At 69.3% G+C, this 14,164-nt stretch carries 14 protein-coding genes and 2 pseudogenes; 8 read left to right on the top strand and 8 right to left on the bottom strand.

What is annotated here, in order from left to right; all coding sequences use genetic code 11:
* Positions 1-74 precede the first annotated feature (74 nt).
* The 3 genes from QFZ82_RS18945 to QFZ82_RS18935 all read left to right on the top strand — a co-directional run bounded on the left by QFZ82_RS18945 (position 75) and on the right by QFZ82_RS18935 (position 1,655).
* Positions 75-761: a DUF317 domain-containing protein gene (locus QFZ82_RS18945; protein WP_307717768.1), complete on the top strand. Its 687-nt coding sequence runs from the start codon at positions 75-77 to the stop codon at positions 759-761.
* A 177-nt stretch (positions 762-938) separates the two neighbouring features.
* Positions 939-1,163: a hypothetical protein gene (locus tag QFZ82_RS18940; RefSeq protein ID WP_307714295.1), complete on the top strand. Its 225-nt coding sequence runs from the start codon at positions 939-941 to the stop codon at positions 1,161-1,163.
* A 90-nt stretch (positions 1,164-1,253) separates the two neighbouring features.
* The gene (locus QFZ82_RS18935; RefSeq protein ID WP_307714294.1) at positions 1,254-1,655 is read left to right on the top strand and encodes a hypothetical protein; all 402 of its coding nucleotides are present in this window, start codon (positions 1,254-1,256) and stop codon (positions 1,653-1,655) included.
* A 146-nt stretch (positions 1,656-1,801) separates the two neighbouring features.
* Here the strand turns inward: QFZ82_RS18935 and QFZ82_RS18930 are convergent, their stop codons facing one another.
* The 5 genes from QFZ82_RS18930 to QFZ82_RS18910 all read right to left on the bottom strand — a co-directional run bounded on the left by QFZ82_RS18930 (position 1,802) and on the right by QFZ82_RS18910 (position 6,628).
* Positions 1,802-3,499, bottom strand: a complete 1,698-nt coding sequence (locus QFZ82_RS18930; protein ID WP_307714293.1) for a relaxase/mobilization nuclease domain-containing protein — start codon at positions 3,497-3,499, stop codon at positions 1,802-1,804.
* A 1-nt stretch (position 3,500) separates the two neighbouring features.
* Positions 3,501-4,139, bottom strand: a complete 639-nt coding sequence (gene mobC, locus QFZ82_RS18925) for a plasmid mobilization relaxosome protein MobC (RefSeq protein ID WP_307714292.1) — start codon at positions 4,137-4,139, stop codon at positions 3,501-3,503.
* Between the two features lie 32 nt (positions 4,140-4,171).
* Positions 4,172-5,503 (bottom strand): hypothetical protein, encoded by a 1,332-nt coding sequence (locus tag QFZ82_RS18920; RefSeq protein ID WP_307714291.1) that lies wholly within the window; start codon positions 5,501-5,503, stop codon positions 4,172-4,174.
* 85 nt (positions 5,504-5,588) lie between these two features.
* Positions 5,589-6,287: an ATP-binding protein gene (locus tag QFZ82_RS18915; RefSeq protein WP_307717767.1), complete on the bottom strand. Its 699-nt coding sequence runs from the start codon at positions 6,285-6,287 to the stop codon at positions 5,589-5,591.
* Positions 6,284-6,628 (bottom strand): hypothetical protein, encoded by a 345-nt coding sequence (locus tag QFZ82_RS18910; protein WP_373429301.1) that lies wholly within the window; start codon positions 6,626-6,628, stop codon positions 6,284-6,286. The genes QFZ82_RS18915 and QFZ82_RS18910 overlap by 4 nt, the downstream gene beginning before the upstream one ends.
* Before the next feature lie 114 nt (positions 6,629-6,742).
* On the opposite strand from QFZ82_RS18910, the gene QFZ82_RS18905 reads away from it, so the two are divergent.
* Positions 6,743-7,252, top strand: a complete 510-nt coding sequence (locus tag QFZ82_RS18905; RefSeq protein WP_373429300.1) for a leucine zipper domain-containing protein — start codon at positions 6,743-6,745, stop codon at positions 7,250-7,252.
* A pseudogene (locus QFZ82_RS18900) lies at positions 7,206-8,012 on the top strand (IS481 family transposase); the annotation flags it as partial. The gene QFZ82_RS18905 and the pseudogene QFZ82_RS18900, both read left to right, overlap by 47 nt.
* Positions 8,013-8,021: 9 nt before the next feature.
* On the opposite strand, the pseudogene QFZ82_RS18895 reads toward QFZ82_RS18900, so the two are convergent.
* Positions 8,022-8,594 (bottom strand): annotated as a pseudogene (locus tag QFZ82_RS18895) (hypothetical protein); the annotation flags it as partial.
* 484 nt (positions 8,595-9,078) lie between these two features.
* Here QFZ82_RS18895 and QFZ82_RS18890 point away from each other — a divergent pair.
* From QFZ82_RS18890 to QFZ82_RS18880, 3 genes are all read left to right on the top strand, one after another.
* On the top strand, positions 9,079-9,336 hold the full coding sequence (locus tag QFZ82_RS18890) for a helix-turn-helix domain-containing protein (protein ID WP_307714289.1): 258 nt from the start codon (positions 9,079-9,081) through the stop codon (positions 9,334-9,336).
* A 74-nt stretch (positions 9,337-9,410) separates the two neighbouring features.
* Positions 9,411-9,791, top strand: a complete 381-nt coding sequence (locus tag QFZ82_RS18885) for a helix-turn-helix domain-containing protein (protein ID WP_307717766.1) — start codon at positions 9,411-9,413, stop codon at positions 9,789-9,791.
* A gap of 47 nt (positions 9,792-9,838) precedes the next feature.
* A complete protein-coding gene (locus QFZ82_RS18880) occupies positions 9,839-11,356 on the top strand; it encodes a LacI family DNA-binding transcriptional regulator (RefSeq protein ID WP_307714288.1) in 1,518 nt (505 codons plus the stop codon).
* Positions 11,357-11,580: 224 nt separating this feature from the next.
* Here QFZ82_RS18880 and QFZ82_RS18875 read toward each other — a convergent pair whose 3' ends face one another.
* The gene (locus tag QFZ82_RS18875; protein WP_307714287.1) at positions 11,581-12,474 is read right to left on the bottom strand and encodes a phosphorothioated DNA-binding restriction endonuclease; all 894 of its coding nucleotides are present in this window, start codon (positions 12,472-12,474) and stop codon (positions 11,581-11,583) included.
* Between the two features lie 31 nt (positions 12,475-12,505).
* Complete coding sequence (locus QFZ82_RS18870; RefSeq protein ID WP_307714286.1) at positions 12,506-13,879, bottom strand: DUF4041 domain-containing protein; 1,374 nt, start codon at positions 13,877-13,879, stop codon at positions 12,506-12,508.
* Between the last annotated feature and the right edge of the window lie 285 nt (positions 13,880-14,164).

The raw sequence follows: 14,164 nt of genomic DNA, 5'->3' as shown, positions 1-14,164 counted from the left end.
CCGAGCCCACGGAGGCGACGCCCCTGCACCCGCACCACTCCAGTGACCCCTCTCGTTCCGACATGCCAGACCCGATGTACTGGGTCACTCCGCGCCACCTTGCCGGTGACGACGGAGCGCTTGCCGAGCTGATCGGCGACACCTTGACCGGCCTCGGCTGGCGTATGTGGCCCACCTCCCGTCACACCCTGCTGTATGTGAGCCCGGACGGGCTGCGCGGCGCAGAGTGGATCCTCGCGGCTTACCCGTTCGAGCTGGGCGGATTGCCCGTTGCTTGGCAGCTGAGCGCCCGCCCGCATGCTGCCTCCGCGATGACGGGGTGGAACGCGTACTTCACCGCCGGCGTCCCGTACGAGGCGCTCGCTGATCTCATCGTCGCGCTCGACGCCCGTGAGGTGCCGGACGCTGGCTTCGAAGGGCCCGAGACGGTCCTCAACGCAGTCGGTGCCCAAGGCTGGATCCGTGACGTGGACTGCCCCCACACCACCGCCATGGACCCCGGGTTCTCCGCCACCGTCTCCCTGGGACTGCAGCCGCCGCTTGTCCAGGACACGGATCCGCACCCTGACTTGATGGGGTGGCAGGCGTGGGCGGAACCCGTTCTCGGCGCTCCATATCTGTGGTGCGCCAGCTTCAGTGCCAGCGTCCCCCATGACCTGGTCGCGGCATTCGCCTTCTCGCTCTCCTCACCGGTCCCGGTGCCCCGCCGCACCGTGCCCAAGAGCACAGAGGGCCGGCTCAACGTCGTCCGCCGCAGCTGACGATCCGCGCCCTGCAGCGCTTGTTGTGGTGTTCGTCGTCGATTCCCTTGACCTGCAAGTTCGTTCCCCTGTGCCCGTCGGATGACAGAGATGGAGACCGTATGTTCCGACGACGTGCTCGCGCAGACCGCGAGTTCCGTGAGACCCAACGTGAGGCGTTCGCGCTGCTGCAGATGCATGCACAAGAACTTCTGCCGTTCGACTCTGTCCGGGCTGGCCGCGCCGCCTCTCGGCGACGAGCAGTGGAGCCAGCTGCTCACCTACTCCGTCGGCCCGCAGCGCAGCGTTGTCCAGCAGACGGCGATCCGCATCGCCAACGTGCTGGTGATCGTTTCCGGCTCGCCGGGCCTTGTTGACTCGCACCTGGCGCAGGCCGTTGACAAAGTACAGCGCACACGGTGACTCCGGGGGACGCGAAGGGGGCCGGTGACCGGGATGTTTTCCCGGTCACCGGCCCCCTTCCTCATCTGGGGATGCGGTCGGTGCCGCCGTTTGTCAGAAGGTGTACGGGGTGAACGGACGGACGGGTTCGGCTACCGCGTTGACCAACTGCTGGAGCTTCCACCGCTCGTTCTTGTTCATGATGTCGATGGCCTTGCCAAAGGACTTCTCGTCGAGGTGGTCCAGGAAGGGGGTGAGGAAGCGGTCCAGGACCTCGGGGGCTTCGAGCCAGGTCTGCAGGTACTCGTGGTACCGGCCTATCTGCTCCTTCGCCTCTTTGACCTCGTCGATGGTGGGCGCGAGGGCGGCGGCCTGTTCCGCCTTGGTGAAGGGGCCTCCATCGTGGTGGGACCAGGTCTTGGTTCCGAAGTGGTACTTGAAGTACGCGCCGCACAGCTGGGCGACGACGTGCCGGCGGGGTTCGATGAGGGGGATGCGGGTGCTCCTTGTTGAGGGGTGGGGCGGTTGGGCAACACATAGGGTCCGGAGAATCCCCGGTTTCGGTAACCGGGGATGTACAGCGACGATCCGTCGCTTCGTACGGGTCCGTGGCTGCGCGTGGTGTCGTTCCTCGTCGCCTCCGCTTCAGGGGGTCATGCTCAGCGGGACTGTCCGGGGCGGGATGTGGGCGGCGTGTAGGCGCCCGGGAGACCAGGATCGGTCTGAGTGCGAAGGCGGCGGGCCTGCGCGGTTCGTGCGCCTGGGCCGGGTACGTGCCGGTCGCCGAGGCGTTGGATGCGCCAGACGAGGACTTCGGATGCTGACTTGGCGTCATCCAAGGGGCGGTGCTGGGCTGCCTGCTGGAGGACGGTGGCCGGGTTGTGGCCAGCGGCTTCGGCGGCGGCGAGGGTGGCGGTGAGGGCGGGCCAGGCGTCTTCGGTGAGGATCTGTTCGGCGTGGCGGGGCAGGACCTCCTGCAGGGTGCGGGCGTACCGCTGTGCTGTGTTGTCAAAGGGATGGTGCCTGGCGAGTTCGGCGAGGCTGATGGGGGCTATCTGGTCGTAGGCGGCTTGCAGGTGGGTGAGTGTCTGGCGGGCGGCGGCCACCTGTCGGTCGTGGTGGTGCAGTGCGCTGTGGCGCTGGACTGCGAGGACGACGAGGATGGCGGCGTCCAAGAGCATGGCGAGCCCGGTGTGGTCCGCGGGCTGGTAGCGCATGGCCTTGAGCGCGCCCCGCAGTGCGCGGGCGTGCTGGTGGTCGGCGCGGGCGCGGGTGTGGGCGGCGTGTTCGAAGGCGGCAGCCGCACGGTGGAGTTCGGCCTGGAGCCGGACAGGAGCATGGGCGGGCATCGCGTAGAGGACTTCGCCCAAGACGGTCAGGTGGGCCTGGACAGCGCCGTCGTCGGCGCGGGCGAGGTGGTGGGGGATGCGTTCGGCGGCAGCGGTGGCCACGTGCCACGGGCTGGGGCGGTGCTGGCGAGCCGTTGGCGTTGCGGTGGGCTGTGCCTCGGTGGCAGCCAGGCGCTGTCGGATCTGAGGGAGGGACAGGTCGGTGGCGAGGCTGGAGACGGAGAACCAGATGGGCGTGCCGTCGTCGGACAGGGCGACCTTGTAGCCGCCGAGGTCGCCGGAGGGCAGCGTGCGGGTCTCGACCTGAAGGCCGGCATCGGCGAGCAGGTTGAAGAACTCCTCCAGATCCTTCGCGTGGGACAGCGCGGTACGCACGATGTGCCGCAGCCGCTCACGCGCGGTCTTGTCGTGGCCCCGTCGCTTGGCCTTCTCCTCCTCGGCCCGGGTGGAGCGCTTCACCGCCGAGGTGCCAGCAGCAGCTTCGGGACCACGTCCAACCCGGGTGAGGCCGAAGTCCTCCTCGACGGCGCTGAGTTCGTTCATGGCGCGGCGGTAGTCGTGCCAGTTCCGCGGCGGGCGCAGATCACCGCGCACCTTGGTGGCGACGATGTGGACGTGGTCCTCCGCGTGACGCACAGCAACCCACTGGCAGCCGTCCGGATCGCCATCGGGTGCGATGCCAGTCGCGTGCAACACGCGCCGGGCGATGGTGGCCCACTCGGCGTCGGTAAGGATGCGGTCCTCGGGCGCGGCGCGGATCGAGCAGTGCCACACGTGTCCCTCAGGTGCCTTGTCGCCGGCTTGCTTGACCCGCAGATCCAGGGCCTGGGTGAGCTGGCCGAGCCGTTGCTTGTGGCCAGGGCTGTCCCAGGGGCCGGGGTCGGGGACGAAGTCGTCCCAGGAGGCGACGATGTGCTGGTCGGTGTGTTCGTTGGCGCGGCCTTTGTCGAAGAGGTAGGCCAGCACACCGTAGGTGTGGTTGCCCGGCTTGACGATGTTCGCGATCACCTCAGACCGCCCACTTCTGCCCGGCTGCCCGGAAGGCGGCGTCGTCGATCGCCCGGACCGTGTCGTGGGCGGTGGCGAGCAGACGGTCCGCCCGGTGAAGGATCGCGGAGTCCACAGGGTGTGGATCGCCGTCCGCATTGAGGCGGCGGGCAATCTGGTTGACGTTGTTGCCGATCCGGGCGATCTGCGCCCGCATAGCGGCGAGCTCATCGACCGCATCGTCGTAGACCGTGCGCTCGGCAGCGACGGTGATCTCACCGCGGACACGAGCCATGGTGGCGTCGGCAATGTAGCGGGCCATGGTCACGTGAGCGGCCTTCGCCGACGACTGGATGTCGTGCTTCTCGTGCGGCGCGAAGCGCGCGGTGACGTGCTCGGAACGCTGCGCGTCGAGGTTCGCGCGGCGGTACGGCGCACGCTGCGTGGTCCCAACGGAGGGATCGCGCGGCTGCTCGCCGGCGACCACTCGCTCCTGTTCCGGCACGCCCTCGTGCCGGAGCTGCTCCTCCGCCACCCCCGGGGCGGAGGGGTCCGCGATGGACCGGCCTATGGACGGTCCATCGCCATTGCTTGCTGCGCTGTCGAGGCCGGTGATCATCTCCTCCTGTGGAGTGGGGAGTTCGCTGTGCGAGTCGTGCATTGAGTGGTTTTCCTTGGGCGTTGGGGGTGGTCTCAGTGCGGGTGGCCGACGGGCGCCGTCGGCAGCTCGGCCTTGACGGTGCGGACCACCTCGCCGGCGGTGTCGCTGGCCACGCTGTAGCCGTCCTTGCGTACGGCTTCCTCCAGCAGGTCACGGGAGAGACGTCCGTGCTCGCGGTAGAGGTCACGGGCGTACTTGTGGAGGAGGTCCCGTGTCGCGCGCGCTTTGGAGCCCGGGCGCTTCGACTCCGCCCGCCAGGCCGGGCTTTGGTCGCTGCCCGGCAGTTCATCGCCCGGTTCTCGTTCCGGGCCGACGGTGGTGTGGACGGGCTGTCGCGGGCGGTTTTCGAGCTGGGGACGGGCTGCCCGGTCGGCGGAGTCATCGCCCGCGACCTGGGAGGGCGGGCGGCCCAAAATTTCTGCCCGCTCTCTTGCCGTGGTCCGCGGGCGGGCCGTCGCGGAGCCGCCTCTCGTACGCGCCGCGGGTTCGGGCCAGCGCGCGGGCAATGGCTTGGAGGTCAGGGCAGTGACCTGTTGGCGGGTGGCGAGCTTGCGCAGCAGCAGCTCGTCCTGGCGTTCGTCGCGGTCGACATCAGCCTGCTCCAGAGCCTGGTGCAGGCGGCGGGTGAGGCGCCGGCCTCGCCACTTGGTGCGCTTGTCGGGCGGCATGATCTCTGCCCGGAGGATCAGAGTGACGGCCCGGTCGAGGGCGCGGTCGCGGATGATCCGGGCGGCATCCGCGTCCTGGTCGGTAATCCCCAGACGAGCCAGCAGCCGTTCGCGTGCCTGTCGGGTGAGGACGGCGGTCAGGCTGCGGGAGTCGGCGTGCGGGCTGCGGTGGCGCAGTTCGATGCCCATGGCCAAGTGCCAGAGCACGGCCGCCAGGACCGGGCCGACGACAGCACGCACGGTTCCGCCGACCAGGCCGGACTCGGCGTAGGCAGGCACGATCTGCACGCCGGTGATTACCCAGGTGAGGGTGCCGGGCGCGCCGGGCGCCTGTTTCGGGCCGTTGAGGTTCTGCCGGGCCATGAGTGCGGTGGCGAAGAGGGCGAGTTCAGCGGCGGCGAACATCGCGGCGCGCTCGATGGTGCTGCCCATGTCGAGGTAGTCCGCGGCGAAGCGCCAGCTGGTGTCCGCGCTGTAGGCGGTGCAGCCGATCGCGGCGACGGCGGCGACCGGGATCGCGGCGGTTCTACGGCGCTGTCCAGCATTCGGCTTCCGTAGGTACCGCCGCAGGAACCATGCGGCGGACAATGCGACGACGAATAGGGCGGACATGGCTGCAGGCGCTGGGAGCCAGTGCGGCAAGGCGGGCATGCCGAGGTCGTTGGCGTTGATGAGTGTGGTGGTGCCAGGTGTCATGCAGAGGCTCTCCAAAGGGTCCGCGCGTTCGAGGGCATGCGGAAGCACGGACGGGCGGGGCGGGTGAGGAGGGAGCGCGCGTCGTTCAGGCGGCGGGCGCGGTGCGGCGTCGATCGGGCCCGGTGAGGATGACCCGCTCGGTCATCTCTGAGAGCCGGGAGGCGACGCGGTCGCCGAGCGCGGTGCGCAGCTCGGCGGTGGGGAGGTTGGTGGTGATGAGGGTGGGGAGCATGTGCTCGTACCGGTGGTTGATCAGCCGGTAGGTGAGCTCCTCGGTCCATTCGCTGGTCTTGGCCGCTCCCAGGTCGTCCAGGAGCAGCAGCGGGCAGCGGGCCAGTGTCTGCAGTTCCCGTTCGCCGTCGTGGCCGGAGCGGGGACGGAGCCGCGCGTGGAGATCGGCGGAGGTGGTGGCCTCCCAGCGTAGGCGGACCCCTCGGGTGAGGAGGGCGCGTACGGCGCCGTACGCCTGGTGGGTCTTGCCGGTGCCGGTGGGGCCGGCGATCAGCAGCGACGGGCCCTCGGCGATACCGGGCCCGGTCGGGCCGGGGCGTCCGGCGCGGGCGATCTGGTCGGCCCAGGCGGTGATCTGGGGGTGGTCGGCCAGGGCGCGGCGGTAGCGGGCGGGGATGCGGGCGTCGGCGAGTTCCAGGGCGGTGACGGTCTCGGGCGCCGGTTCGTGGGCGGCAGCGGAGGTGGGGTCGATGCCGCGGTTGGCGAGGATCGTGTTGAGCCGGTCGGTGATCGCGCCGACGGGCTGGGGTGCGCGGGTGAGGGTGGCGGTCAGAGCTCATCTCCGTAGGCGGCGACGACGTCGGTGGGGTTCGTCCACGCCCGGTGGGCGGCGGGCGGGGCAGAGGATGCGGCGTTCATGACCTCGTGGACCAGGCTGGGCAGGACGCCCGGGGACAGGCCCTTGACCCGATGGCGTTCGAGGGCGGCCCGGAGATGGGCGGGAGCGATGCCCTCGTCGAGCAGCTTGCGCACCTGACCGCCGAGATGGTTCAGGAAGGCGCCCGGCGGGCGGTGATTGCACGCGGCGACGTACTCGCCAAGGAGCTGCTTGGCTGAGACGGTGTCGGGCGCGTGGGCGCTTGCGCCCCCCGAAGGGATATCTCCTAGATCCACGGTCCTAGGTGTACTCGGCCGACACGTTGGTGACACGTTGCCGTCGGTAGTTGATCAAGGAAGGACCTCCGGGCGTAGCGGAGATAGCCGTCTTCACTCACCTCGGAGGTCCTGGTGCCCCACGCTAATGCCCGGCTGACCTTTCACGGCAGATGCCTGCTGGTGCGCCGTGTCGTCCTCGACGGGCGTCCGGTCGCTCACGTCGCGAAGGAACTCGGCGTCTCCCGTCAGTGCGCCCACCGCTGGGTGAACCGCTACCGCGCCGAGGGCTGGAGCGGGCTGCAGGACCGCAGCAGCAGCCCTCACCGCCGCCCCACCCGCACACCCGCGGCGGTCGAACGCCGCGTGCTCAAGGCCCGCCGCACCCTGCGACGCGGACCGGACGCCCTGGCCGATCACACCGGCGTCCCCGCCCGAACCGTAAGCCGGATCCTCCAACGCCATCGGATGCCACCGCTCGCCGCCTGCGACCCGCTGACCGGCCAAGTGATCCGAGCCACCAGGGCCAGCGGCCGGCGCTACGAACACACCCGGCCCGGCGACATGATCCATGTCGACGTCAAGAAGCTCGGAAAGATCCCGGCCGGCGGCGGCCACCGCGCCCACGGCCGCGGCGGGCCTTGAGCACGCGGCGGTCGAACGCCGCGTGCTCAAGGCCCGCCGCACCCTGCGACGCGGACCGGACGCCCTGGCCGATCACACCGGCGTCCCCGCCCGAACCGTAAGCCGGATCCTCCAACGCCATCGGATGCCACCGCTCGCCGCCTGCGACCCGCTGACCGGCCAAGTGATCCGAGCCACCAGGGCCAGCGGCCGGCGCTACGAACACACCCGGCCCGGCGACATGATCCATGTCGACGTCAAGAAGCTCGGAAAGATCCCGGCCGGCGGCGGCCACCGCGCCCACGGCCGCGGCGAACGACCAGCATCCCTCCGGGGCCTGGGCTACGACTACGTCCACGCGGCCGTCGACGACCACTCCCGCCTCGCCTACGCCGAGATCCTCCCCGACGAGAAGGGCGCCACCTGCGCGGGCTTCCTCACCCGCGCAGCCGCGCACTTCCACGCCCACGGCATCACCCGCATCGAGCGGGTCATGACCGACAACGCCAAGAGCTACCGGCTTTCGCACGACTTCCAGGCAGCCTGCCAAGCACTCGGCGCACGGCAGAAGTTCACCCGCCCCCACTGTCCGTGGACCAACGGAAAGGTCGAACGCTTCAACCGAACCATGCAGACCGAATGGGCCTACCGGAAGGTCTTCACCAGCAACGCCCAACGCGCCCGAGCACTCGCGCCCTGGCTCGAGTTCTACAACACTGGCCGCCGACACACCGCGCTCGGCGGCCAGCCACCGATCAGCCGACTGTCACCAACGTCATGACCGAGTACACCTAGGTCCTAGATCCGGTCGGTGAGACGTCACTGCTGCCTCACCGACCGCTCCCTGATCCCTCACGGAGGACTCCGTGAGGCGCTCCTGACCTGCGACTTCGCATTCGAGCCCCGGATTCAGTGCGGACTCCCGGACCTCGCCGGAGCCCTCAGTGAGGACTGCGTCAGGCGGCAGCGAGTACTCCGTGACACCGGCGCTCACGGCAGGAGCCGACGCGACCGAAGCCTCGTGAATCGGGCAGCCCGGGAGGCGGCTCTTGCTCGGCCGGTTGATCTTCTGATGCTGGTGCCAGGTCACGACGTGCAGGTACCGCTTGTGATCCGGTCCCTTGTAGCGGCAGATCAGTCCGGCGTCGGCGAGCTGGGCGAGGTCCGTCTCGACATCGGACGGGGTGTGCTCGGGGCGCAGCACCCACAGCTGCCCGGCCATGATCGCGGCATGGTCGCGGTTGCGGCCCTGGTCGTCGGCCTGGGTGAGTAGGCCGAGGAAGGTGCGCTCGGCGGTCAGGGAGACGACGGCCAGGGACTCGGAGACGAAGGCTTCGGGCTTGATGGTGCGGATTCGTGCCAAGTGCGGGGCGGTCCTCACTCGGTGGCCTGTGCGTGGACATCACGGCTCACCGTCGGTCGGGGCGGGATTCGAGGGGGTGTTGGCGCGGACGCGCGCCGGGAAGCGATTGCGTTTCCGGGGGTGTCGTCAACATAGCCACACCCCAGTCGCGCAAGTCCAGCCCTATCCGGCGCAATCTCTCACGGCAGAAAGGCCGCGAGAAATGGGGCTCGGTGGCGGGCGGGAGTAAAACCGTAATGCACGATCCGCTGTTGACCAAATAGTTGCCCGGACTGCAGAGCCAGAAGCACCACATCGGCAAGCCGTTGACGAGCCGCAGACGGGGAAGCTACAACACAACACCCCACGTCAAAGCCATGATCGGCACACTGTTCCGCACTCCTTCCCGACCCCCGGGAAACGCATCTCGGCGAACGACGCGAGCGCAACATAGACCACGATCGCCGGTTACCCAAACCGGCGAATGCACCTTTCAATTGGAGCCATGCCCCCACGCCCACTGGAAGTCGGACCCGCAGGAATTCAGGCGGCCCGCACCATCGAAATCCTCCGAACCGAACGCGGCTTGTCACAACGCCAGTTGGCCGACCGCGTCACCGCCCTCGGCCACCCGATGCCCAACACCATGCTGTCCCGCATCGAACGCGCCCAACGACGATGTGATGCAGACGACCTCGTCGTGATCTCCGAAGCCCTCCTTGTCTCGCCTCTCGTGCTGCTGCAGAGGCCGACCGCCACGTGACGAGGCCCGCCCAGCGCCGCTGACCGAGCACGCTCCCACCCCGTAAGGACCCGCCCTTCTTGCACCACTCCGACATACCCCCTGCCCTCGTACGACGCCTTCCCGGCACCGAGGGCGGAGCCCCCTTGCCCCGTCTCTACCGCCCCGAAGAAATCGCCGAAGCCCTCGGCTGTTCCGCCTGGTGGGTCAAGGACCGGGCCCGACGCGGACTCATCCCGCACACCCGCGTCGGCCGCGCCTACCGCTTCACCGCCGCGCACCTCGCCGAGATCGTCCGCCTCCACGAAGAGCGCCCGAAGCGATCTATCAGCAGCGCGACGGCCAGTCTGGAAGCGACAAGTCCTCCCGCTGCACGAACTCGTGCCGCCCGGCCTCCCGGGCCGACTACGGCTCCGACGACAGGGCGTCTGCGGGCTCGACCGCCGCGCCGTACCCAGTACGAGACCGTCGCGTAGCGCGCCAGCGCCAGTCACAAGCCAAGAGCCGGGGAGGAAGACGGAAGTTGGGTTTCGCGGAGAAGCGCGGAAACTACTGGCGCGGCCGGTACAAGACCGCGCCCGGCAAGCACCTCACGGTGGTCGACGACAACGGCAAAGCGATCCGGTTCGCCACCAAGGGCGAGGCTCAGCGCGCCGCGAGCGAGGCCGAGAACAAGTACCGACGGGGCGACTGGCGCGACCCGGCACTCGGCCAGGAGACCTTCGGCGAGTACGCGAACCGCTGGTACGAGGCCCAGGACCTGGCCGCCTCGACCATGCAGAACTACAAACGCCACATCGAGGAGCACCTGCTCCCCGACTTCGAGGACAAGGCGCTCGCCGGCATCCTGCGCACGGACGTCGACCTGTGGGAGAAGAAGGAGAAGGCCGCGTACGCGGCCTCCAGCGTCAAGACCTGGCGCTCGACGCTCCACCTGATCTTCGAGGACGCGATCGACGAGGGGCTGATCACGTCCAACCCGGCCGCCCGACGGCGCGGACGCGGCAAGCGCGCCGGCCGCTCCCGCGACCGCGGCCCGGAGAAGGTCGTCACCGACCCGCTCGGCATCCTGATGACCGCCGAACGGGCCGCCCTGCTCTCCGGCCGCGACGACGAGTTCGTCGCCGTCGTCCTCAAGGGGTACACCGGCATGCGCTGGGGCGAAATCGTCGGCCTGGAGACGCAGTTCGCCCGCCCCGGCTCCATCCGCGTCGAATGGCAGCTGTACGAACTCGACACCGGCGAGCTCGTGCGCTGCCCGCCCAAGGACGACAGCTACCGCACCATCTACGCGATGGACTGGCTGTCGGCCCTGGTCGCCAACCATGTCGCCCGTACGAAGCCGAAACCCTGCCCGTGTCACGGCAAGACCTACGTCTTCCGGGGACAGGGCGCGGCCCGCACCGGCGGCCACCAGGGCGCGAAGCTCGTCGACGTCGCACGCCGTGCCGAAGTCTCCACGGGCACGGTGTCCAACGTCCTCAACCACCCCGACCGCGTCACCGAAGCCACGCGGATGAGCGTGGAGCAGGCCATCGCGGACCTGGGGTTCGTGCGCGGCGGCACGGTGTCGGAGCACGCAGCCCACTGGCGCCGAAACGGCTTCGCGACGTGGCTGTTCACCCCAGCGGTCTCCGGCTGGTACCCGAAGAAGGCGCCACAGGAAGCCCGCCCCGTACCACTGCTCGGCGAGCCATGGCCCGGCGTCCCAGCCCGAGGACGCGGCGCCAGCGACCGGGCCGACGCCTGCTGGCTCCCGATCGCCAAGGGCCTCACACCCCACGGCCTCCGCCACACCCACCGGACCGTGATGGAAGACCTCGGCACCGAGAAGGTCCTCATGGACGACCGCATGGGCCACATCGACGGCTCTGTATCGGCGCGCTATGCCCACGTCACCCCCGGCATGCGCAAGCGCCTCATGGCTGGCCTAACCGAGCAGTGGGAGGCAGCGCTCGATGCCCGCTTGACAATGAGCCCACGCTCGCCGGTGAGTGTCCTCGACACGCTGTTGCGAGCGCGCCGTGAAGCGGTGGAGTAGCCGAAGACGAGGGTGCATACGATGCGGTGAGAGGGCCTCGACCAGAACATGGTCGAGGCCCTGGCCACGCGTGGATCGCCTCCCGCACTTCGACCGGGCGGGGGGGGGCCGAGCGTTGCCTGAGGCGACGGACTGGGAGCCGCATGCGAGCGGTGAAAGCAGCATGAGGAGCGATCAGGGATGCTTGGCGGCCCCGTCCATGGAATCCCACATTGAACTCCAGGTCAGGCGGCGGCCGGGCGTGGGCTGCCGTGGAAGACCTGGCTGGTGTGCCAGGAGCGGTGGGCTGCCGAGATGGGCGGCAGGCCGGGTTGAGGGCCTATGAGCGGACGGCCCGCGAGTGCGGTGACATGCTCGCGGGCAGCCTGACTGCGGCCGACGAATTGGTGCGAGACCAGGATGCGGTGGCCGTCGCCTATGCCGAGGACGCCCTTGTCGAAGAGTTTGTGGTGCAGCGAGCACAGGCACAGTCCGTTGTCGACGTCGTCCGGGCCGTCGAACGCCCACCAGCGCACGTGTGCTGCCTCCAACCCGACGGGCGCCGTGCCGATCATGCCGTCGTAGCCGCAGAAGGCGCACTGGTACTCGTACGCGGTCAGCACCATCTCCCGCATCCGGCGGTCCCGCTGCCGCCTCTCGGGCGCTGCCAGCGCGTCGGTCTCCGCCAGTTCCAGTTCCAGGCCCACCGCGTTGCACAGGTCCTGGTGCAGCGACGCTGGGAAGTGCAGATCCAGCAGCACCCTTGCCATGCGGCCCAGCAGCGACGGTTCCCGCCGGAGCGCCACCTGAAGGTCCGGCGCCAGCCGCCCAGTGGCCCGGCTGGCCCGCAGTTCCCGCACCCCGGTGCCTGGGCTGCCGGCGCCGTGCTCGGTCCGCACTTCCCACACCCCGTCGCTGACCAGGTGGTGGAAGGGATAGGCGGGCGTGGTCCCGCGCGGCGGACCGTACTCCACCAGCAGTTGCTTCAGATCCGACTCCACCGCGCTGTACGGCAACTCGTCCGCGGCATCCGCCTGAAAACGGCCCAGCGCGTACAGCAGCAGCAACGGCTTGTGCGGCGCCCGCACACCGTCCCGACTCCACTGCCTCAGGTTCGCGGCACGCTCCAGCCAATCCATGACAGCGATCGTAGTGATGCTTCGACGCACATCACGTTGTCCGGGCGGCAACTCCTCCTGCGCCTGCGGCAGGCACGTCGGCTTCACCCGTGCGCCTGCCGGCCCGCCATTCCAGCGCCTGGGGTTCCTCGGTGAACTCGATCAGATGCTGTCCGGCGAACCGTTGCAGCGCGTCGCGCACCTCCGCCGGGGTGGCGTAGAAGAACTCCTTCCGACTGTTGACCTGGTTGACCCGCTGGGAGGCGAACTGCCGGTGGAGTTCCGTCTCCAGGCCGACCGCGTCCTTGCTGAAGATCAGCGCGTGCACATCGAAACGGAAGGGCACAGCCGCGCCACTCAACTCGTAGACACGCTCCAGAGGTTCGAGCCTACGCGTCATGCCGATCTTCACCATACGATCGCCGAAGGCGCCGATGTTCGAGATGACGTACACATAGCCGGCGCGGACGTTCGCCGTGCGGGACTCGACGTCCTGCAGAGCATTCTCGATCTCGGCCAGTTTGGCCTCCATCTCCGCCACACCCGCCTCGTCACCGCGCTCGCGCAGGCGGTCAAGTGCTGACTGATAGTGGCCGAGTTCCTTGTTCAGCTTCTCGCGCTGCCGGTCGAGTTCCCGCTGGACCGCCGCCTCCTCACGCTCCCGGGCGCGTACCTCGCGCTGGGCCTCCTTCTCCTCTTCCTTCTTCTGCAGGAAGTCGGCGGTGAGTTCCAACTCCCTTACGCGCGCGTTGTGGTACTCGTCGGTGATCCGGATGTGCATGGTGGCACCGAGCCGGGCGATCGTTTCGCGGCTCTTGAAGAGCCGGTCGACGAGGGAGCTCAGCCGGTGCGGCCGCATGGACCGCACGGCGTAGTCGGCTTCGGCGTTGTAGGCGCGCAGCATGAGCTTGGAGAAGTCGCGGACCATCTTCTGACCCTCGCGTTTGGAGCCGTTGACCGTCCAGTCCGTGGCTGCCTGGACGGCGTGGCCCGCACGGGCGAGCGCCTTGATCTCGTTCTGCAGCGTGTCGAGCCTGCTGCGGTAGGCGATCGCGTCGTGCAGCGCATGCCGGTAGGCATAGATCCCTGCCTCCTGCAGCATGGCGGTCTCGTCGGCGTTGACGATCCGGCCCTGCAGCTCGGCAAGCCGCCGCTCGGCGTCGAAGACGTCCTTGCGGTGCCGGTCGGCCTCCTTGCGGACCCGCTCGGTCTCCTTTGCCGTCCGGCGCGCGTCGCCGAGAATCTCCTTCGCCGTCTCTCGCGCGTCCTTCAGGATCTCCTCGGCCTCCTCGACGACTTGGGCGGACGCAGCCTCACGCAGCGCAGCGGCCTCCGCCTCGACCTGCCGTACGAGACCCGCGACCCCCGCGGCATCCAGCCCCTGTGTCCTTGCGATCCACGCCCGCAGCTCTTCGGCCTCGGACACAGCATCCGAACGACGCCGCCCGAACAACCCGCCCTTCCGAGGAGCCGGCACCGCCGTCGCGCTCCCGGGAGCAGCCGCAGCTGGCACCGTAGAGCCTGTGGCAGGACCGACGGCGAGCGCCGCGGTGGCAGAGTCGACCCCAGGAACCCACAACTGCCATCCCTCCGGCATCGGGGGCCACGAGGGGTCGGGCCGCCAGTCCGGCGGCGGCATCCATCCCGCGGGTGGCACAGGCCAACCCGGCGGCGGATTGAAACGGTTAGTAGTCATTCCCCACCCCCTCCG

The organism is Streptomyces sp. V4I23 (genome assembly GCF_030817975.1).
GTDB lineage: Bacteria > Actinomycetota > Actinomycetes > Streptomycetales > Streptomycetaceae > Streptomyces.
This window is presented reverse-complemented; position numbering and strand designations above follow the sequence as displayed.